Genomic DNA, 18,638 nt, shown 5'->3' with positions numbered 1-18,638 from the left:
CTAGTCAATCCGGGTGATCCGCTGCGCGAGCAGGTCGTTGACCAGCCCGGCCCCGGTTTCCGGGTCGTCCACGCTCACCAGCACCGTCCGGCCGTTCTCCAGGGCGAGCGCCAGCGCCGGGCCGCCGCGGACCTTGTACGCCGTCGTGCCGGTGACCGGGTTGAAGCGCAGGCCCAGCCCGCCGTCGCCGAACGTCGACAGCTCGCGCGCGGTCGCTTCGCGGATGCTCGCCAGCGCCAGGTGCCGCCACGGGACGCCGAGAAGGCCGAAGCGGATCGTCACGCCCTTCGCGTCCACGGACGCCGAGAGCCGGTACGTCAGCGCCGTCACCACCAGGCCGACCAGGGCGATCCAGGCGGCCGTCGCCCACGGCAGCCCGGTGGGCACGAGGGCGATCGCCACCGGGATCAGCGTCAGCGCCCAGAGCATCCCCGGGTTCGCCGCCCGGCCCGACCAGAACGCGCGCTGCCCGGGCCGCAGGCCGACGCTCGGCAGGTTCGCGGTCTCCTCGTGGACCGGCGCCGACGGCAGCCCGCCGACCAGCGCCGCCACGACGCCGATGGCCGCCGCGCCCAGCATGAAGAGCACGATGCCGGCGCCGCCACGGGCCGCCTGCCAGTCCGGGACGTCGAGGTTCGCCACGAGCACCGAGAGCAGGACGGCGGCCGGCAGCGCGGCGAAGCCGGCGCCCACCCCGACGGTCGGGCGCGGCAGCGGCCGCCCGCGGCGCAGCGCGGTGACCGCCGAAGTGGCCAGGAGCAGGACGGCGACGGTGCCGAGCCCCAGCGTCACGCCGGTGAACGTGCCGAGCGGCGTGTGCCCGTTCGGTGCGCTGCTCCAGTGCGTCGCGACCGGGTCGGGCAGGCGGCCCGCCCACGCGTTCTCCAGCGCACCCGCGACGGCGAGCGCGGCGCCCGGCAGCACGGCCGTGGCGACCAGGACCCGGATCAGCTTGGTCATGAGTACTTCTCCTTCAACACCCCGGTGAGCTCGTCGAGGCCGACGCCCGCGCGCTTCGCCTCGCGGACCAGGTCCTCGGCCAGCTCGGCCAGCTGCGCCCGGGAGGACGCGCCGCCGATGACGACGGCGCCCCGGCGTCGCCGCAGGTCGATGAGGCCTTCGTCGCGAAGCAGCGCGTACGCCCGCAGCACGGTGTGGACGTTGATCTCCAGCGCCGCGGCCAGTTCCCGGGCGGGCGGCAGCTGCTGCCCGGGCGGCGGGTGACCGTCGGCCAGTGACCGGCGCAGCGACGCGGCCACCTGCTCGAAGAGCGGGTCCGTGGAGCTCGGATCGATTTGAACGAGCATAGTTCTAACTATAATAGAACAATGACGCCCTGCGCGAGACGTGCGTCACACGGGGCTGGATCAGCCGGCGATCAGTTCGCCGGCCAGTTCCAGGGCGTGGTCGACGTCCTTGGCCACGTAGTGCAGGTCGACGAGCACCTCGGAAATGCCCAGCTCGCGGGCCACGTCGAGGCACGGACGGACGTCCGCGGCCGTCTCCACGGCGGTGCCCTGGCGCGGGTTGATCCGCAGCACGCGACGCAGGCTGTCCGGGTCGCGCCCGGCCTTCTCGGCCGCTTCCCGGGCCACCGACCAAAGTGCGGTCAAGTACTGCTCCGGCATCCAGCCGGCGAGCCAGCCGTCCGCGCGGCGGCCGATCCGGGCCAGCGCCGGCGGCGAGAACCCGCCGAGCAGGACCGGCGGGCGCGGCTCCTGCGCCGGGCGCAGGCCCACCGTCGACGGCGCGATCCGCCACTGCGGGCCCGCGTGCTCGGCCGGTTCGCCGGTCCACAGCGCGTCGAGGGCGTCGAGGAGGGCTTCGAGCCGCTTGCCCCGGCCTTCCCACGGCACGCCGGTGGCGAAGTACTCCTCGCGCAGCCAGCCGAGCCCGAAGCCGACGTCGAGACGGCCCTGGCTGGCCAGGTCGAGCGAGGTCAGCGCCCGGGCCAGCAGGACCGGGGAATAGACCGGGCCGGTCAATGCGCTCATCCCGAGGCGGGCCGTGCGGGTCACCGCCGCCGCGGCCGCCAGTGTCGTGAACGGGTCGGCGAAGGTCTCGAACTCCTTGGGGTACGGGTGTTCCGGCGTCCCGCCGCCCGGGTAGAGGTCCGAAGGCTCCAGCGGCGTGAGGATCCGGTCGCCGACCCAGAGCGAGGCGAAGCCGAGGTCCTCGGCGGCCGCCGCGAAGCGTGGCACGGCGGCGGGGTCGGCGAGGGCGCCGTACTGGGGGAGCGCGAGGCCGAGCCGCATCGGAGCCCCCGCCGGACGGGGGGTGGTCGTCATGGCGGACATCCTGGCATGATCAGGAGGTCTGCGGGGAGTTTTCCGCAGGCCGGCCGGGGTACGGCGGTCGATCGGGGGGCGCGGTTGCGGGCTCCCGCGAGGCTTGCCGTAGACTTCGGGACTTGGAACGCACTACGGTCATCCCGCCTGGATGGTGGGGACGATGGAATGCGTCCACCGGGGCTCCGAGCGATCGGGGCTCCACAGGGGTGTAGCTCAATTGGCAGAGCAGCGGTCTCCAAAACCGCAGGTTGCAGGTTCAAGTCCTGTCACCCCTGCGTAACGGAACTGGTGGAGCGGAGGAGTGGTCGTGAGCGACAGCGACGCCAGCGGCGGCGAGCAGGAGCAGGACGGCACCGGGCAGAAGCCCGAGAGCCCGTCCCGTCCCGTCACAGCCGCTGCCCGGCGTGAGCGCCGTGCGACCGCTCGTCCGGCGGGGAAGTCCGCGGCACGTGCGGACGACAAGACCCGCCCGGCCGGGAAGTCGGGGGAGAAGACCGCCCCCGACGCGAAGGGCGCTCCGACTCCGAAGCGCGACCAGAAGCCGAAGAAGGCTTCCGTCTTCGCGCGGCTGATGCGCTTCATCCGCGAGGTCTGGGCGGAACTGCGCAAGGTCATCTGGCCCAACCGCAAGCAGATGGTCACCTACACCATCGTCGTGCTGGCGTTCGTGGTGTTCATGGTGGGCCTCGTGAGCGTGCTCGACCTGGCATTCAAGTGGGGCATCGGCAAGATCTTCGGCTGACGCGCCCCCGGCGCGCGCCGATGGGGCCCAGGTCCCGGCCTAGGCCCGCAATGATCAACTGAGAGGACGGAACGTGACCTCCGACAACGGCACAGCAGCCGGTCACGACCTGACCGAGCTTTCCGACGAGCAGGTGCACGCGGCACTCGGTGACGAGGAGTCCGCGCACCTCGAGCCCGTCGACGTGTCGGACTCCGAGGTCGACGACGACGACGCTTCTGACGCCGCTCCCGCCGACGACGTGATCGACGAGACCGGCGCCGAGCCCGCCGCGGACGACGAGGACCCGGTCGCCAAGCTGCGTTCCGAGCTGCTCGCCGCGCCCGGCGAGTGGTACGTCGTGCACTCCTACGCCGGGTACGAGAACAAGGTCAAGACCAACCTCGAGACCCGCACCCAGACCCTGGACGTCGAGGACTACATCTTCCAGATCGAGGTCCCGACCGAAGAGGTCACCGAGATCAAGAACGGCCAGCGCAAGCAGGTGCAGCGCAAGGTGCTGCCCGGCTACATCCTGGTCCGGATGGACCTGAACGACGCCTCGTGGAGCGCGGTGCGCAACACGCCGGGTGTCACCGGGTTCGTCGGCGCCACTTCGCGGCCGTCGCCGCTGACCGTGGACGAGGTGCTGAAGTTCCTCGCCCCGCAGGTCGAGAAGGAAGCCCCGGCCAAGGCCAGCAAGGGCGAGACCGCCGCGGCGGCGCCGCTCGGCGGCCCGGCCGTCGAGGTCGACTTCGAGGTCGGCGAATCGGTCACCGTCATGGACGGCCCGTTCGCGACGCTGCCGGCGACGATCTCCGAGGTCAACGTCGACGGGCAGAAGCTGAAGGTCCTGGTGTCGATCTTCGGCCGGGAGACCCCGGTCGAGCTGTCGTTCAACCAGGTCTCCAAGATCTGACGGCCGGCCTTTTCGGCCGCAGTCCCCGCGTCCACGGCAGGTACGCGGGGAACGTAGTACAGGACAGGAAAAGAAATGCCACCCAAGAAGAAGAAGCTTGCGGCGATCATCAAGCTGCAGATCAAGGCGGGTGCGGCCAACCCCGCGCCGCCGGTCGGCCCCGCGCTGGGTCAGCACGGCGTCAACATCATGGAGTTCTGCAAGGCCTACAACGCCGCGACCGAGTCGCAGCGCGGGGACGTCGTCCCGGTCGAGATCTCCGTGTACGAGGACCGGTCGTTCGACTTCAAGCTGAAGACGCCGCCGGCCGCGAAGCTGCTGCTGAAGGCCGCGGGCGTGGAGAAGGGCTCCGGCGAGCCGCACAAGACCAAGGTCGCCAAGGTCACCTGGGACCAGGTCCGCGAGATCGCCAAGACCAAGGAGACCGACCTCAACGCGCACGACATCGACCAGGCCGCGAAGATCATCGCCGGCACTGCCCGTTCGATGGGCATCACGGTCGTCGACGCCTGACGTTTGCCGCTTTACCCGTGGGAGAGCCAAGTGCTGGCTCGTCACCACACTGATCCATTCTCGAAGTTAGGGACAGAAGCATGACCAAGCACAGCAAGGCTTACCGCCAGGCTGCGGAGCTCATCGACAAGGCGCGCCTGTACGCGCCGCTCGAGGCCGCGAAGCTGGCGAAGGAGACCTCCAAGACCAAGATGGACGCGACCGTCGAGGTCGCGATGCGTCTCGGTGTGGACCCCCGCAAGGCCGACCAGATGGTCCGCGGCACCGTGAACCTGCCGCACGGCACCGGTAAGACCGCCCGCGTCATCGTCTTCGCCGTCGGCGACAAGGCCGCCGAGGCCGAAGCCGCCGGCGCGGACGCGGTCGGCACCGACGAACTGATCGAGCGCATCCAGGGTGGCTGGCTCGACTTCGACGCCGCGATCGCGACGCCGGACCAGATGGCCAAGGTGGGCCGCATCGCCCGCATCCTCGGCCCGCGTGGCCTGATGCCGAACCCGAAGACCGGCACGGTGACCCCCGCGGTCGAGAAGGCCGTGAAGGACATCAAGGGCGGTAAGATCAACTTCCGCGTCGACAAGCAGGCCAACCTGCACCTGGTGATCGGCAAGGCTTCCTTCGACACCGAGAAGCTGGTCGAGAACTACGCGGCGGCGCTGGACGAGATCCTCCGCGCCAAGCCGTCGTCGGCGAAGGGCCGCTACCTGAAGAAGGTCACCTTCACCACCACGATGGGCCCGGGCATCCCGGTGGACCCGCTGCGGACCCGCAACCTCCTCTCCGAGGAAGCTGCGGTCTGAGAACCTTATTCTGGTCAGGACGGCGCTACGGCACGCGACTTGCCCGCATGAGGCGGACCTCGCGCCGGCCGACGGCTGAATAAGGTTCTGAGGCTGAGATCACCAGAAAGGGCGTCCCCGCTTGCTGCGGGGCGCCCTTTCTTCGTGTCTGATGGACGGCATGCCGACTTTCGCGTCGTTCGACGGGCTCCGGTTGAACTACACGGTGTGGGAGGGTGAGGGCGCCCACCGCCCGGTGCTGCTGCAGCACGGATTCGCCGCGGACACGAACGCGAACTGGATCTCCACGGGCGTCGTCGCGGCCCTGCGCTGGGCGGGTTTCACGGTGATTTCCCTGGACGCCCGCGGCCACGGCCGATCCGAAAAGCCGCACGACGAGTCCTGTTACGCCGACGACGCGATGGCCCGGGACGTCTCGGCGTTGCTCGATGAGCTCGGCCTCGACGAGGTGTCGATGGTGGGCTACTCGATGGGCGCGATCATCGCGTTGACGGTGACGGCGGCGGACAAGCGGATCCGCTGCTTGGCCACGGGCGGCGTGGGCTCGGGCATCGTCGACTTCGGCGGGGTCGACCTGAGGGTGGTGAAGCCGGTCGAGATCGCTTCGGCGTTGCTGGCCGAGGACCCTGCCTTGGTCCCGCGGTCGGGCGTCCCGTTCCGCCTGCTGGCCGACGCGGTGGGCGGCGATCGCCGGGCGCTGGCGGCGGTGGCTTTGGCGTCGCGGGAGGGGCGACTGGATCTGTCGGGGATCGGGGTGCCGACGTTGGTGCTGGCGGGCGAACAGGACCAGCTGGCGGCGGAGCCGGAGCGACTGGCGGCGGCGATCGCGGGGGCGCGGTTGGTCCGGATCCCGGGAGACCACATGACGGCGGTGATGTCACCGGCGTTCGCGGAGGCCCTGGTGTCGTTCTTGTCGGCGCCGCACCCGCGTTAACGGCTCGTCGGCGCCACGGTCGGGGCGCCGCTGCACTTGGCCGGCCCGATCGCGTGGCCGGTGATGAGCCACTGTCCCTTCTCGACCTTCGACACCGTGAACACGCCCAGTGCCGGGCCGCCGGTGACGGGGAAGGTGCAGGAATCGATCGTCACGGTGTTGCCGGGCAGCGGCTCCGAGATGCTCGACGGCAGGGATTCGGCGTAGTCGTTCTTGTTCGTCACCTGGGTGGCGAGGAATTCGACGGCTTTCTTGCAGTCGGCCTGGGCCGCGCTCTGCCGGAACGTCTGGGCGATGTCCTGCGCGAACTGGGTCTGGACGTCGCGCTGCCCCTCGTTCTGGAACCGGCCGCAGGCGTCGGCGACCCGGCCCTGGGCGATGTTGTGGTAGACCATCCGCACCGCTTCGTACGGGTTCGTCGAGAACACGTGGTTCGTGTGGTACTTCCCGCCGCCCTCCTGGGCGAGCTGGGCGGAGGTCTTGCCGGAGTCGTTGGGGAAGAAGTGGTTGTACAGCCACGTGCCCGCTACACCGAGGATGACCAGGGCCAGTACCCAGGCGAGGACCTTCTTGCCCAGCCAGGTCACCCACTTCGGCGCCCGGCGGCGCTCGACGGGGACGAGCTGGTAGCCCTCGGGGATCATCGGGGTCTGGCCACCCTGCTGGGACGGCGGTGCCTGGACGACGCCCGCGTCCGGGAGGGGCGCCGGCTGGTTGCCCTGCTGGGACTGGGTGAAGCGCAGGTAGTCCTGGAACTGCTGGAACTGGCGGAACTGCTCCAGCTGGGCCGGGTCCACCGGGGGTTGGGGTCCCGCGGCGGGCGCGTTCGGGCCCGCCGGTTCGATTTCCGAGCCCGGCTTTCCGTCATCGCGCTGCTCCGCCACGTGACCATGATGCCTCACGCCGCCGTGAAGGTGGGGGTCGGAGAAGGCCTGTCGGCTTGACAAGGTATTCTCGATGACGGTTCTACCGAAGACCGCTGGTTTTCCCCGCCAACACGGGGAACGAAGGTCCCGCACTCGCCGGGCGGCCCGCGCAGGAGGAACGAGGCCGGGCACCCAGGTGCCCGATGACGCCCCGCGCCTGTCTGCGCGAGGGCGTTTCGTCGTTTGAGGGCTCCTCGAAAGCCAGTGGAAACACTAGCCAAGAGAGGAGGCGACCCATGGCGAAGCCCGACAAGGTGGCGGCCGTCGCCGAGATCGCGGAGAGCTTCCGCACCAGCTCGGCCACCGTCGTTACCCAGTACACCGGCCTCTCCGTGTCACAGCTGTCCCAGCTGCGCCGCGCTCTCGGCACCAGTGCCAAGTACCGGGTCGCGAAGAACACCCTGGTCAAGCGGGCGGCCGAGGACGCCGGCATCCAGGGTCTCGAGGACCTGTTCGTCGGCGCGACCGCCATCGCCTTCGTCGAGGGTGAAGCTGTCGACGCCGCCAAGGCGCTTCGCGACTTCGCGAAGGACAACAACGCGCTTGTGATCAAGGGCGGCTACATGGACGGCAAAGCGCTGTCCGTGGACGAGATCAACCGGATCGCCGATCTCGACAGCCGTGAGGTCCTGCTCGCCAAGGCGGCGGGCGCGTTCAAGGCGAAGCTGTCCCAGGCCGCCGCGCTGTTCCAGGCGCCGGCGTCCCAGGTCGCCCGCCTGGCTGCCGCGCTGGAGGAGAAGCAGCGCAACGCCGCCGGTACCGAAGCAGCCGAAGCACCCGCCGAGAGCTGAACCACCCCCACCCCGAACGTCTAGTTCGTTTTTCTGAGAGGAAGCCATCATGGCGAAGCTGAGCACCGCCGAGCTGATCGACGCCTTCAAGGAGCTCACCCTCCTCGAGCTGTCCGAGTTCGTGAAGGAGTTCGAAGAGGTCTTCGACGTGACCGCCGCCGCGCCGGTCGCCGTCGCCGCTGCCGCCCCGGGTGCCGCCGCTGCCCCGGCCGCCGAGGAGCAGGATGAGTTCGACGTCGTCCTCGAGGGCGCCGGCGACAAGAAGATCCAGGTCATCAAGGTCGTCCGCGAGGTCGTCTCGGGCCTGGGCCTGAAGGAGGCCAAGGAGCTGGTCGAGGCCGCTCCCAAGGCCCTCCTGGAGAAGGTCGACAAGGAGGCCGCCGAGGCCGCCAAGGAGAAGCTCGAGGCCGCGGGCGCCAAGATCTCCATCAAGTGATTTCCGGCGCGCAAGCGCCTCCGCGAACGGGCGGGCACCCACTCGGGTGCCCGCCCGTTCCGTTTTGCCGGAAAAGTGCGGATGTTGCGCCGGCCGCCCCGGCCGCGACTGATCACCATGACCGACCCCGAGCACCTCGAGCTCCTCGCCCAGCAGTTGACCGACCGCCAACTCTGCACGCTCTCCCTGCCGGCCGTGGTCGCGCCCGTGGTGTTCCTCCTGGTCGTCGCCGCATTGACCGTCATCCCCTAGGACCTCTGTCCGATTGGCCCCGGGCCCCGAATCGTGGGTTCAGGGGCCTGAAGAACTGCGTGGTTGGCCCGAATGGGCTACCGTGCTGCCCATTGGCGATCACGGCGGGATGACGATGAACCCGGGTCTGGCCAGAAAAGAAAACTGGTGAGTAACCTAATCGCACTCAGCTCGTTGCACCTGGTTGACGCGGGTTCGTGGGCGCCACCGGCCCACATCCGCCGCCGGCGTGGGTGGCAGGGTGTGGCAGCGGGCGCAATGACGCGGAACAGCTCCTGGAGGTGCGATGGGTGCCGAGGTGGTCATCGAAGGTCTGACGAAGTCCTTCGGTAAGCAGACCATCTGGCGGGACGTCACGTTGACGCTCCCCCCGGGCGAAGTGTCGGCCATGCTCGGCCCGTCAGGGACCGGCAAGTCGGTTTTCCTCAAGTCGATGATCGGGCTGCTGAAGCCCGACCGCGGCCGCTGCGTGATCAACGGTGTCGACATCGTCACCTGCTCCGAGCACAAGCTCTACGAGATCCGGAAGCTCTTCGGCGTCCTCTTCCAGGACGGCGCGCTGTTCGGCTCGATGAACCTCTACGACAACGTCGCCTTCCCGCTGCGCGAGCACACGAAGAAGTCCGAGACGGAGATCCGCCGGATCGTCCTCGAGAAGCTCGACATGACCGGTCTGAACGGCGCCGACAAGAAGCTGCCGGGCGAGATCTCCGGCGGGATGCGCAAGCGCGCCGGCCTGGCCCGCGCCCTCGTGCTGGACCCCGAGATCATCCTGGTCGACGAGCCGGACTCGGGCCTCGACCCGGTCCGCACCACCTACATCTCGCAGCTGTTCCTCGACGTCAACGCCCAGATCGACGCGACCTTCCTGATCGTCACGCACAACATCAACCTGGCCCGCACGGTCCCGGACAACCTGGGCATGCTCTTCCGCAAGGAACTGGTCATGTTCGGCCCGCGCGAGGTGCTGCTGACCAGCGAAGAACCGGTCGTCAAGCAGTTCCTCAACGGCAAGATGCAGGGCCCGATCGGCATGTCCGAGGAGAAGGACTCCGCCCAGATGGCCGCCGAGCAGGCGATGTTCGACGCCGGCCACCACGCGGGCGGGGTCGAGGACATCAGCGGGGTGCCGCCGCAGATGCAGACCACGCCGGGCGTGGCGACCCGGATGGGCGCGGTCCGCCGCAAGGACCGGGTCATGGAGATCATGCACCGGCTGCCGCCGGCCGCGCAGGAAAGCATCATCGAGTCGCTGAGCCCGGAGGAGCAGCGCCACTACGGCGTGCGCCCGCACCGCGGCCAGCCGCAGCAGGTCGGGGCGCGCCCGCAGGGTGACGGCGTCCCGAACCAGCACCACGGGCAGCTGCCCGCCGACCAGGTGGCCCGGATCCCCGGCGGCCAGCCGCCGAGAACCGGCACGCACCGGATGCCACCGAACAACGGGCCAGGTGGCCGGTGAGTTCTCCCGCAACACAGGCGAAGATCCCCGGGATCGGCATGCTCCGCGAGACCGGGAACCTGTTCGCCCTCGGCCTGGACATCGTCCGCGGCCTGTTCCAGAGGCCCTTCCAGCTGCGGGAGTTCATCCAGCAGTCCTGGTTCATCGCGAGCGTGACCATCCTGCCGACGGCCCTGGTGGCCATCCCGTTCGGTGCGGTCATCTCGCTGCAGTTCGGTTCGCTCGCCCGCCAGCTGGGCGCGCAGTCCTACACCGGCGCGGGCTCCGTGCTCGCCACCGTGCAGCAGGCCAGTCCGCTGGTCACCGCGCTGCTGGTGGCGGGCGCGGGCGGCTCGGCCGTCTGCGCCGACATCGGCGCTCGGACCATCCGCGAAGAGATCGCCGCGATGGAGGTGCTCGGCGTCTCCGCGGTCCAGCGGCTGATCGTCCCGCGCACCCTGGCGATGATGCTGGTCGCGCTCCTGCTCAACGGCATGGTCAGCGTGATCGGCGTGCTCGGCGGCTACTTCTTCAACGTCGTGCTGCAGGGCGGGACGCCGGGTGCGTACCTGGCCAGCTTCTCCGCCCTCGCGCAGCTGCCCGACCTCTGGGTCGGTGAGATCAAGGCGCTGATCTTCGGGTTCATCGCCGCCGTCGTCGCGTCCTACCGGGGCCTGAACCCCTCCGGCGGCCCGAAGGGCGTCGGGGACGCGGTGAACCAGTCGGTGGTCATCACGTTCCTGCTGCTGTTCGTCGTGAACTTCGTGATCACCCTGATCTACCTGCAGATCGTGCCCGGAAAGCTGGACTAGCGCCATGACGTTCCTCCAGGGCGCGAAACGCGTCGCCAACCGACCCCTCCAGACGCTGGACACCTTGGGTGACCAGATGTCGTTCTACGGGCGGGCGCTGCTGTGGACGCCGCGGACGCTGCGCCGCTACACGAAGGAAGTCCTGCGGCTGCTGGCCGAGGTGAGCTTCGGCTCCGGCTCCCTCGCCGTCATCGGCGGCACGGTCGGCGTGATGGTCGGCCTGACGCTGTTCACCGGTGTCCTCGTCGGCCTCCAGGGCTACTCGGCGCTGAACTCGATCGGGACGTCGGCCTTCACCGGCTTCCTGACCGCGTTCTTCAACACCCGCGAGATCGCCCCGCTGGTGGCCGGGCTCGCGCTGTCCGCCACGGTCGGCGCCGGGTTCACCGCCCAGCTGGGCGCGATGCGGATCTCCGAGGAGATCGACGCCCTCGAAGTCATGGGCGTGCCGAGCCTGCCGTACCTGGTGACGACGCGGATCATCGCCGGGTTCGTCGCGGTCATCCCGCTCTACATCATCGGCCTGCTGAGCTCGTACCTCGCGTCGAGACTGGTGGTCATCTACATCTACGGCCAATCGGCGGGCACCTACGACCACTACTTCGACCTCTTCCTGCCACCGCAGGACGTGCTCTATTCGTTCATCAAGGTGCTGCTGTTCAGCGTCCTGATCATCCTGTCGCACTGCTACTTCGGGTACCGGGCCACCGGTGGCCCGGCCGGCGTCGGCGTCGCGGTCGGCAAGGCCGTGCGGCTGTCCATCGTCACGGTGTCGATCATGAACTTCTTCATCGGGTTCGCCATCTGGGGAACCGACGTCACGGTAAGGATCGCGGGATGAGGACGCTTCGACGCAGGCTGCTCGGCCTGCTGCTCATCGCCGTGATGGTCGGCGGGGTGGCGCTGTCCATCGCGCTCTACGACAAGGCGTTCACGCCGGTCGTCACGGTCAAGCTGCAGGCCGACAAGATCGGCAACCAGCTGATCAAGCAGTCCGACGTCAAGGTGCGCGGACTGATCGTCGGGTCCGTCCAGGACATCGTCGCCACGGACAAGGGCGCCGAGCTCACGCTGGCGCTCAAGCCCGAGTCGGCGAAGCTGATCCCCGAGAACGTCTCGGCGCGGTTCCTGCCCAAGACGCTCTTCGGCGAGCGGTTCGTGTCGCTGGAGATCCCGAAGGACCCCTCGGCGAAGACCCTGGCCAACGGGGACGTCATCCCGCAGGACCGCACGTCGAACGCGGTCGAGCTGGAGCAGGCGTTCTCCCACCTGATGCCGGTGCTGCAGGCGGTCCAACCGCAGAAGCTGTCCGCGACGCTCACCGCGATCTCGACCGCCCTGCAGGGCCGCGGCGACCAGCTCGGCGACACGCTCTCCCAGCTGGGCACCTACATCGGCGAGCTGAACCCGCACGAGCCCGAGCTGCAGCACAACCTCAAGGCGCTCGCGGAGTTCTCCGACCACCTGAAGGACGCGGCCCCGGACCTGGTGCAGAGCCTGGACAACCTGAGCACGACGACCCGGACCGTGGTCGACGAGCGGCAGAACCTGGCCAACCTCTACGGCAGCCTCACCCAGGCCTCGGTGGACCTGCAGACGTTCCTGCAGAACAACAAGGACAACATCATCTCCCTCGTCGACACCGCCCGGCCGACGGCCGAACTGCTGGCGAAGTACGCGCCGGAGTACCCCTGCGTGATCTCGCAGATGGCCAAGAACGTGCCGCTGATCGACCAGGCGCTGGGCGCCGGCACCGACAAGCCCGGCCTGCACGCGACCATCGAGATCATCGTGCCGCGCGCGCCCTACCAAGCGGGCAAGGAAGAGCCGCGGTTCGAGGACAAGCGCGGCCCGCGGTGCTACGACATCAAGGACATCCCCAAGCCGTTCCCGTCCGAGCCGCCGGACGGCGCGTTCAAGGACGGCACGCTGCACCAGGCCGCGCCGAAGAGCGTCGGCGAGGGCCTCAACCCGGCCAAGTTCAAGGCCGACGCGGCCGGCAATGGCGGGAGCGGCGGTGACCTGGCGTACTCGACGGCGGAGCAGGGCTTCCTGGCCGATCTGCTCGGCCCGCAGCTGGGCCTGAACGCGGCCGACGTCCCGGGCTGGAGCTCGCTGCTCGTCGGCCCGCTGTACCGGGGTGCGGAGGTGACGGTCAAGTGAGGGGCCTGCTCGCACCGCTGATCAAGCTCGGCATCTTCGTGGTCGTCACCGTGCTGTTCACGACGATCCTCGGGATCAGCATCGCCAACATCAACACCACCAGCACCAACGCCTACAAGGCGCGCTTCACCGACGCGACGCTGCTGCTGCCCAACGACGACGTCCGCATCGCCGGCGTCCGGGTCGGGCAGGTCAAGGACGTCAAGATCGTCGACAAGCGCCAGGCCGAGGTCGAGTTCGAAGTGGACGCCGGCCGCACGCTGCCGGCCGGGGTCACCGCGCAGATCAAGTTCCGCAACCTGGTCGGCCAGCGCTACGTCTCCCTCGGCGAGGGCGACGACAGCTCCGGCAAGACGCTGCAGCCCGGCGGCACCATCCCGCTGGACCGCACCACGCCGGCGCTGGACCTGACCGAGCTGTTCAACGGCTTCAAGCCGCTGTTCACCGCGCTCAACCCGGACGACGTCAACAAGCTGTCCTACGAGGTCATCCAGGTCCTGCAGGGCGAGGGCGGAACCGTCGAAAGCCTGCTGTCGCACACGGCGTCGCTGGCCACCACGATCGCCGACAAGGACCAGGTGATCGGCGAGGTCATCGACAACCTCAACTCGGTGCTCGACACGGTCAACGCGCACACCCCGCAGCTCAACGACCTGATCGTCAAGCTGCAGCAGCTGGTGTCCGGCCTCGCCGCCGACCGCAAGCCCATCGGTGACGCGATCGAGAGCCTCGGCAACCTGGCCGAGACGACGTCCGGGCTGCTCGGCGAAGTCCGCGAGCCGCTGAAGAACGACATCAGCGCGCTGGGCACCCTGACCCAGCAGCTGAACAAGAACGAGCCGGAGCTGGAGCACTTCATCCAGTTCCTGCCGACCAAGGTGAGCACGCTGACCCGCACCGCGGACTACGGCTCCTGGTTCAACTTCTACGCCTGCGAGTTCTCCGGGACGGTCAGCTTGCCCCCATTGATTCCACCGGTCGAACTGCCGCTGATCCCGGCCAACCGGTCGAGGTGCCAGGGATGAAGTCCTTCCAGAAGCGCAACCCCGTGCCGATCGCGCTGGTCGGGATCGTCGTGCTGGCGCTCGGCTTCATCGCCGCGCTCAACTCCGACGACCTACCGGTGATCGGCGGCGGCACCACGTACTCCGCCGAGTTCAGCGAGGCCTCCGGGCTGCAGAAGGACAACGACGTCCGGATCGCCGGCGTCAAGGTCGGCAAGGTCAGCGACATCGAGCTCGACGGCGCGTCGGTGAAGGTGTCGTTCAAGGTCAAGGACGCCTGGCTCGGCGACCGGACCAGCGCCGCGATCAAGATCAAGACGCTGCTCGGGCAGAAGTACCTGTCGCTGGACCCGCAGGGCGAGAACGCGCTGAACCCGGGTACCGGCATCCCGCGGGACCGCACGATGGCGCCCTACGACGTCCTCGACGCCTTCCGCGGGCTGTCCCAGACGGTCGACAACATCGACACCAAGCAGCTGGCGCAGAGCTTCGACACGATCTCGCAGACCTTCGCCAACACCCCGGAGGACGTCCGGGGCGCGCTGTCCGGGCTGTCGAAGCTGTCGGACACGATCGCCTCGCGCGACCAGCAGCTGTCGAACCTGCTGGCCAACACCCGCGAGGTGTCGCAGACGCTGGTCGACCGGGACGCCGAGGTGCAGAAGCTCCTCGACGACGGCAACGACCTGCTCGGCGAGCTGGCCAAACGCGAAGACGCGATCACCGCCCTGCTCAACGGCTCCCGCGAGCTGGCCACCCAGCTGCAGGGCCTGATCGACGACAACGACAAGCAGCTCGACCCGGTGCTGACCCAGCTCGACCAGCTGACCTCGATGCTGCAGCGCAACCAGGACTCCCTGGCCGAGGGGCTCAAGAAGTTCGCGCCCTTCATCCGCGTCTTCACCAACACCATCGGCAACGGCCGCTGGTTCGACAACTACATCTGCGGCCTGCTGCTGCCGTCGTTCGGCCCGATCAACGAAGAGGGGTGCTACACGAAATGAGTGACACCCGCTTCGGCCAGGCCCTGACCCGGGGCTTCACCATCGCGATCGTGCTCGCGCTCGTCGTCGCCGGCGGGATCTGGTGGACCCTCAAGGACGCCGGCCGCAACCACCTGACCGCGTACTTCGCCGGCGCCGTCGGCCTGTACGAGGGCAACAGCGTGCGGATGCTCGGCGTCGACATGGGCACGGTCACCAAGATCCAGCCCATGGGCGACCGGGTGAAGGTCGACTTCGAGTACGACCGCTCGGTCGCCGTCCCGGCCGACGCGAAGGCGCTCATCGTGGCGCCGTCGCTGGTGTCCGACCGGTACGTCCAGCTGGCCCCCGCCTACACCGGCGGCCCGCGGATCTCCGACGGCGCGGTCATCGGCCTCGACCGCACCGAGGTGCCCCTCGAGGTCGACCAGCTGGCCGCCAGCCTGGCCCGGGTCAGCGAGACCCTCGGCCCGAACGGCGCCAACAAGAACGGCTCGCTGTCGAACCTGCTGAACACCGCGGCGGCCAACGTCGACGGCAACGGCCAGGCCCTGCACGACACGATCACCAAGCTCGGCCAGGCGGCCGGCACGCTGTCGGGCAACAAGGACGACCTGTTCTCCACGGTGGAGAACCTCGGCAAGTTCTCGCAGACGCTGGCCGACTCCGACAAGCAGGTCCGCACCTTCGAATCCCGGCTCGCCGACGTCAGCGGCTACCTGGCGTCCGAAAAGGACAACCTGGCCGCGACCGTGCAGCAGCTGGGCACGACGCTCACCGCGGTGCAGGCGTTCATCGACCAGAACCACGACCGGCTGAAGTCCAATGTGGACAAGCTGGCCGGCATCACGAAGGTGCTCGTCGACCAGCGCAGCTCGCTCGCCGAGATCCTCGACGTCGCCCCGGTCGGCCTGAGCAACCTGGTCAACACCTACAACGGCGCGTCCGGCACGCTCGACGCCCGGCCGAACCTCAACGAGCTCACGCAGCCGCCGCTGGTGATGATCTGCCGGCTGCTCAAGCAGGTCGGCACCAACGGCATCCCGGACGTGCTCGGCAACGCCTGCGAGAGCATCGCCGCCGTGGTCGACAAGGCGATCCCGCTGCCGTCCGTGGCGCAGACCGTGCAGGCCCTGCAGTCCGGCCAGCTGCCGCCGCTGCCGCTGCCCATCGCCGGGCAGCTCTACGGAGGTGGCCAGTGAAGAAGCTCCTGACCGTCGGAACCCTGGCCACGGCGTCGGCGCTGGTGCTGTCCGGCTGTGCCTTCAAGGGCATCTACGACCTGCCGCTGCCCGGGGGCGCCGACCTCGGCGACCACCCGTACACGGTGAACGTCGAGTTCCGGGACGTGCTCGACCTGACCCCGCAGGCCGGGGTGAAGGTCGACGAGGTGCCGGTCGGCCGGGTCGAGAACGTCGGGCTCACCAAGGACGGCTGGCACGCGCTGGTGACGCTGAAGGTCAACGGCGACATCAACCTGCCGGCCAACGCCATCGCCAACGTCAAGCAGTCCAGCCTGCTCGGCGAGAAGTACGTCGAACTGGCCTCGCCGGGCGACGACCAGGCCCACGGGAAGCTCACCGACAACGCGACCATCCCGCTGGCCCGCACCAACCGCAGCGTCGAGGTCGAAGAACTGCTCGGCGCGCTGTCGCTGCTGCTCAACGGCGGTGGGGTCGACCAGCTCAACACCATCACCAAGGAGCTCAACAACGCCACGTCCGGCCGCGAGCCGGACATCAAGGCGTTGCTGGACAACGCGAACCAGCTGGTGACGAACCTCGACCGGCAGTCGCAGAACATCACCCGGGCCATCGACGGGCTGAACCGGCTCTCCTCGACCCTCAACGGCCAGAAGGACAAGCTGGTCGGCGCGGTCGACAACCTCGCGCCCGGGCTCGGCGTGCTGGAACAGCAGCGCGGCCAGCTGGTCACCATGCTGCAAGCCCTGGACAACCTCTCCGGCGTCGCCACCGACACGGTGAACAAGTCGCAGAAGGACCTCGTCGCCGACCTCAAGGCGCTGACGCCGACACTGCAGAAGCTCGGCGAGGCGGGCAACGACCTGCCGAAGGCCCTGGAGATCCTGCTGACGTTCCCGTTCAGCGACCAGGCCGTCAACGGCGTCAAGGGCGACTACTTCAACCTGTTCGCGAAGGTGGACCTGAACCTGAAGACCGTCGTCGAGAACCTGGGCAACAGCCGGCAGAACGCCCTCTCCGGGCAGCTGCCGCTGGCCGGCCTGACCGGCGGGGTCCAGGGCACGCAGGCCAACCAGCCGCCGCCGCTGCCCATCCCCGGGGCCGGCACTCAGTCCGCGCAGTCGAAGCCGGGCCTGGGCAACCTCTTCGGGCTGCTGGGAGGTGCGGGCTGATGCTGATCCGCCGGACGAAGATCCAGCTGGTGGCCTTCGCGGTCATCTCCGTCGTCGCGATCGTGTACGCGCTGATCCGGTTCGCCGGGCTCGGCAGCGTCTTCGGCAACGACGGCTACACGGTCAAGCTGCAGCTCGACGAATCGGGCGGCATCTTCACCAACGCCGAAGTCACCTACCGCGGCTACAACATCGGCCGGGTCGGCGAAATGCGGCTGACCCCGACCGGGCTCGAGGCCGACCTGAACATCGACCCGTCGGCCCCGAAGGTGCCCGCGGACCTCGACGCCGTCGTCGCCAACCGGTCGGCGGTCGGCGAGCAGTACGTCGACCTGCGGCCCAAAGCCGACCAGGGCCCGTACCTCGCCGGCGGCTCGGTGATCCCGGCGGCCAAGACGACCACCCCGGTCAGCACCGACCGGCTGATCGGCGACCTCGACTCGCTCGCCGCGTCGGTCCCGGTCGACTCGCTGCGCACGGTCGTCGACGAGTCCTACGACGCCTTCCGCGGCACCGGGGGCGACCTGCAGAAGCTGCTGGACACCGCGCGCAGCTTCACCACGACGGCGCAGCAGTACCTGCCGCAGACGATCCAGCTCCTGGACGCCGGCGGCCAGGTGCTCGACACGCAGAACGACGAGGCGCAGAACTTCGCGTCGTTCAGCAAGAGCCTCAACGAGCTCACCGGCACGCTGAAGAACTCCGACGGCGATCTGCGCAAGCTGATCGGCATCACGCCGCAGGTGGCCGCGCAGGTCAGCCAGGTGCTGCAGGAGTCCGGCCCCGGGCTCGGCGCGCTGACGGCGAACCTGCTGACCACGGCCAACCTGACCGTCACCCGGCTCGACGGGATCGAGCAGGGGCTCGTGACGTACCCGGCGCTGGCCGGGGCGGCCAGCAGCGTGGCGCCCGGCGACGGCACCGCGCACCTCGGCCTGGTGCTCAACCTGTTCAACCCGCCGTCGTGCACCAAGGGCTACCTGCCGTACTCGCAGTACCGCACCGGGAACGACCTCTCGGCGAAGCCGGCGAAGGAAGACGCGTACTGTGCCGAACCGAAGGGCAGCCCGATCAACGTCCGCGGTTCGCAGAACGCGCCGTACGGCGGGGTGCCGGTCGCGCCGTCGGACAGCGACGTCGCGGCCAACAAGAACCGGCCGGCCGAAGAGCTGGCCGAGGAGCGGGACACCCGGGGCGTTCCGGGCATCGTCGGCAGCCCCGGCGTCAGCCTGAACAGCCTGGGCTCGCTGCTCGGCCTGTCCTGACGGGGATTTGATGACC

21 protein-coding genes and 1 tRNA gene are annotated in these 18,638 nt (G+C 69.1%); 18 read left to right on the top strand and 4 right to left on the bottom strand.

The annotated features are described in order from the left end of the window. The 3 genes from H5965_RS03285 to H5965_RS03275 are packed head-to-tail and all read right to left on the bottom strand — an operon-like array spanning position 1 to position 2,288. Positions 1–960 carry a hypothetical protein gene (locus tag H5965_RS03285; RefSeq protein WP_310967816.1) on the bottom strand — a complete coding sequence of 320 codons (960 nt, stop codon included), beginning with the start codon at positions 958–960 and terminating at the stop codon, positions 1–3. Beyond that, positions 957–1,307 carry a GntR family transcriptional regulator gene (locus tag H5965_RS03280; RefSeq protein ID WP_310967815.1) on the bottom strand — a complete coding sequence of 117 codons (351 nt, stop codon included), beginning with the start codon at positions 1,305–1,307 and terminating at the stop codon, positions 957–959. The genes H5965_RS03285 and H5965_RS03280 overlap by 4 nt, the downstream gene beginning before the upstream one ends. Positions 1,308–1,367: 60 nt before the next feature. Next, the gene (locus H5965_RS03275; RefSeq protein ID WP_310967813.1) at positions 1,368–2,288 is read right to left on the bottom strand and encodes a TIGR03619 family F420-dependent LLM class oxidoreductase; all 921 of its coding nucleotides are present in this window, start codon (positions 2,286–2,288) and stop codon (positions 1,368–1,370) included. A gap of 205 nt (positions 2,289–2,493) precedes the next feature. Here H5965_RS03275 and H5965_RS03270 point away from each other — a divergent pair. The 6 genes from H5965_RS03270 (at position 2,494) to H5965_RS03245 (ending at position 6,178) form a co-directional block, all read left to right on the top strand. Beyond that, positions 2,494–2,566 (top strand) — tRNA-Trp (locus tag H5965_RS03270). 26 nt (positions 2,567–2,592) lie between these two features. Then, positions 2,593–3,033: a preprotein translocase subunit SecE gene (secE, locus tag H5965_RS03265; RefSeq protein ID WP_310967812.1), complete on the top strand. Its 441-nt coding sequence runs from the start codon at positions 2,593–2,595 to the stop codon at positions 3,031–3,033. Positions 3,034–3,106: 73 nt separating this feature from the next. Beyond that, complete coding sequence (gene nusG / locus H5965_RS03260) at positions 3,107–3,931, top strand: transcription termination/antitermination protein NusG (protein WP_310967810.1); 825 nt, start codon at positions 3,107–3,109, stop codon at positions 3,929–3,931. Between the two features lie 75 nt (positions 3,932–4,006). Beyond that, entirely contained in the window at positions 4,007–4,444 is a 438-nt protein-coding gene (gene rplK, locus H5965_RS03255; protein ID WP_043781763.1) for a 50S ribosomal protein L11, read from the top strand. A gap of 80 nt (positions 4,445–4,524) precedes the next feature. Next, the gene (rplA, locus tag H5965_RS03250) at positions 4,525–5,244 is read left to right on the top strand and encodes a 50S ribosomal protein L1 (RefSeq protein ID WP_086842353.1); all 720 of its coding nucleotides are present in this window, start codon (positions 4,525–4,527) and stop codon (positions 5,242–5,244) included. A gap of 160 nt (positions 5,245–5,404) precedes the next feature. Then, positions 5,405–6,178, top strand: coding sequence for an alpha/beta hydrolase (locus H5965_RS03245; RefSeq protein WP_310967807.1), 774 nt, complete (start codon positions 5,405–5,407; stop codon positions 6,176–6,178). Here H5965_RS03245 and H5965_RS03240 read toward each other — a convergent pair. Next, positions 6,175–7,062, bottom strand: coding sequence for a hypothetical protein (locus H5965_RS03240; protein WP_310967806.1), 888 nt, complete (start codon positions 7,060–7,062; stop codon positions 6,175–6,177). The two genes, H5965_RS03245 and H5965_RS03240, sit on opposite strands and share 4 nt — an antisense overlap. 278 nt (positions 7,063–7,340) lie before the next feature. On the opposite strand from H5965_RS03240, the gene rplJ reads away from it, so the two are divergent. The 12 genes from rplJ (at position 7,341) to H5965_RS03180 (ending at position 18,622) form a co-directional block, all read left to right on the top strand. Continuing rightward, on the top strand, positions 7,341–7,895 hold the full coding sequence (rplJ, locus tag H5965_RS03235) for a 50S ribosomal protein L10 (RefSeq protein WP_091303982.1): 555 nt from the start codon (positions 7,341–7,343) through the stop codon (positions 7,893–7,895). A 49-nt stretch (positions 7,896–7,944) separates the two neighbouring features. Then, complete coding sequence (rplL, locus tag H5965_RS03230) at positions 7,945–8,331, top strand: 50S ribosomal protein L7/L12 (RefSeq protein ID WP_310967803.1); 387 nt, start codon at positions 7,945–7,947, stop codon at positions 8,329–8,331. 117 nt (positions 8,332–8,448) lie between these two features. After that, positions 8,449–8,583, top strand: a complete 135-nt coding sequence (locus H5965_RS03225; RefSeq protein ID WP_310967802.1) for a hypothetical protein — start codon at positions 8,449–8,451, stop codon at positions 8,581–8,583. A gap of 286 nt (positions 8,584–8,869) precedes the next feature. Further along, positions 8,870–10,042 (top strand): ABC transporter ATP-binding protein, encoded by a 1,173-nt coding sequence (locus H5965_RS03220; protein ID WP_310967801.1) that lies wholly within the window; start codon positions 8,870–8,872, stop codon positions 10,040–10,042. 38 nt (positions 10,043–10,080) lie between these two features. Beyond that, the gene (locus H5965_RS03215; RefSeq protein WP_003060268.1) at positions 10,081–10,833 is read left to right on the top strand and encodes an ABC transporter permease; all 753 of its coding nucleotides are present in this window, start codon (positions 10,081–10,083) and stop codon (positions 10,831–10,833) included. Between the two features lie 4 nt (positions 10,834–10,837). Further along, positions 10,838–11,674 (top strand): ABC transporter permease, encoded by an 837-nt coding sequence (locus tag H5965_RS03210; RefSeq protein ID WP_103351766.1) that lies wholly within the window; start codon positions 10,838–10,840, stop codon positions 11,672–11,674. Further along, the gene (locus H5965_RS03205) at positions 11,671–12,996 is read left to right on the top strand and encodes an MCE family protein (protein ID WP_310967800.1); all 1,326 of its coding nucleotides are present in this window, start codon (positions 11,671–11,673) and stop codon (positions 12,994–12,996) included. Before H5965_RS03210 ends, H5965_RS03205 begins: the two co-directional genes overlap by 4 nt. Continuing rightward, complete coding sequence (locus tag H5965_RS03200) at positions 12,993–14,021, top strand: MCE family protein (protein ID WP_310967799.1); 1,029 nt, start codon at positions 12,993–12,995, stop codon at positions 14,019–14,021. Before H5965_RS03205 ends, H5965_RS03200 begins: the two co-directional genes overlap by 4 nt. Beyond that, positions 14,018–15,004, top strand: a complete 987-nt coding sequence (locus H5965_RS03195; RefSeq protein WP_310967798.1) for an MCE family protein — start codon at positions 14,018–14,020, stop codon at positions 15,002–15,004. The genes H5965_RS03200 and H5965_RS03195 overlap by 4 nt, the downstream gene beginning before the upstream one ends. After that, the gene (locus H5965_RS03190) at positions 15,001–16,185 is read left to right on the top strand and encodes an MCE family protein (RefSeq protein ID WP_310967796.1); all 1,185 of its coding nucleotides are present in this window, start codon (positions 15,001–15,003) and stop codon (positions 16,183–16,185) included. Before H5965_RS03195 ends, H5965_RS03190 begins: the two co-directional genes overlap by 4 nt. Next, positions 16,182–17,357 (top strand): MCE family protein, encoded by a 1,176-nt coding sequence (locus H5965_RS03185; RefSeq protein WP_310967794.1) that lies wholly within the window; start codon positions 16,182–16,184, stop codon positions 17,355–17,357. Before H5965_RS03190 ends, H5965_RS03185 begins: the two co-directional genes overlap by 4 nt. Further along, positions 17,357–18,622 (top strand): MlaD family protein, encoded by a 1,266-nt coding sequence (locus tag H5965_RS03180; protein ID WP_310967792.1) that lies wholly within the window; start codon positions 17,357–17,359, stop codon positions 18,620–18,622. The genes H5965_RS03185 and H5965_RS03180 overlap by 1 nt, the downstream gene beginning before the upstream one ends. Positions 18,623–18,638 lie beyond the last annotated feature (16 nt).

The organism is Amycolatopsis sp. 505, assembly GCF_031625235.1.
Taxonomy (GTDB): domain Bacteria; phylum Actinomycetota; class Actinomycetes; order Mycobacteriales; family Pseudonocardiaceae; genus Amycolatopsis.
This window is presented reverse-complemented; position numbering and strand designations above follow the sequence as displayed.

What these genes read in the sequence shown, in the direction of transcription:
- H5965_RS03190 (WP_310967796.1), top strand. Translation starts at nt 15,001, where the DNA reads ATGAGTGACACCCGCTTCGGCCAGGCCCTGACCCGGGGCTTCACCATC.
- H5965_RS03205 (WP_310967800.1), top strand. Translation starts at nt 11,671, where the DNA reads ATGAGGACGCTTCGACGCAGGCTGCTCGGCCTGCTGCTCATCGCCGTG.
- H5965_RS03215 (WP_003060268.1), top strand. Translation starts at nt 10,081, where the DNA reads ATGCTCCGCGAGACCGGGAACCTGTTCGCCCTCGGCCTGGACATCGTC.
- H5965_RS03285 (WP_310967816.1), bottom strand. Translation starts at nt 960, where the DNA reads ATGACCAAGCTGATCCGGGTCCTGGTCGCCACGGCCGTGCTGCCGGGC.
- rplA (WP_086842353.1), top strand. Translation starts at nt 4,525, where the DNA reads ATGACCAAGCACAGCAAGGCTTACCGCCAGGCTGCGGAGCTCATCGAC.
- H5965_RS03180 (WP_310967792.1), top strand. Translation starts at nt 17,357, where the DNA reads ATGCTGATCCGCCGGACGAAGATCCAGCTGGTGGCCTTCGCGGTCATC.
- H5965_RS03220 (WP_310967801.1), top strand. Translation starts at nt 8,870, where the DNA reads ATGGGTGCCGAGGTGGTCATCGAAGGTCTGACGAAGTCCTTCGGTAAG.
- H5965_RS03210 (WP_103351766.1), top strand. Translation starts at nt 10,838, where the DNA reads ATGACGTTCCTCCAGGGCGCGAAACGCGTCGCCAACCGACCCCTCCAG.
- H5965_RS03225 (WP_310967802.1), top strand. Translation starts at nt 8,449, where the DNA reads ATGACCGACCCCGAGCACCTCGAGCTCCTCGCCCAGCAGTTGACCGAC.
- H5965_RS03275 (WP_310967813.1), bottom strand. Translation starts at nt 2,288, where the DNA reads ATGACGACCACCCCCCGTCCGGCGGGGGCTCCGATGCGGCTCGGCCTC.
- rplL (WP_310967803.1), top strand. Translation starts at nt 7,945, where the DNA reads ATGGCGAAGCTGAGCACCGCCGAGCTGATCGACGCCTTCAAGGAGCTC.
- rplK (WP_043781763.1), top strand. Translation starts at nt 4,007, where the DNA reads ATGCCACCCAAGAAGAAGAAGCTTGCGGCGATCATCAAGCTGCAGATC.
- H5965_RS03280 (WP_310967815.1), bottom strand. Translation starts at nt 1,307, where the DNA reads ATGCTCGTTCAAATCGATCCGAGCTCCACGGACCCGCTCTTCGAGCAG.
- rplJ (WP_091303982.1), top strand. Translation starts at nt 7,341, where the DNA reads ATGGCGAAGCCCGACAAGGTGGCGGCCGTCGCCGAGATCGCGGAGAGC.
- H5965_RS03195 (WP_310967798.1), top strand. Translation starts at nt 14,018, where the DNA reads ATGAAGTCCTTCCAGAAGCGCAACCCCGTGCCGATCGCGCTGGTCGGG.
- H5965_RS03245 (WP_310967807.1), top strand. Translation starts at nt 5,405, where the DNA reads ATGCCGACTTTCGCGTCGTTCGACGGGCTCCGGTTGAACTACACGGTG.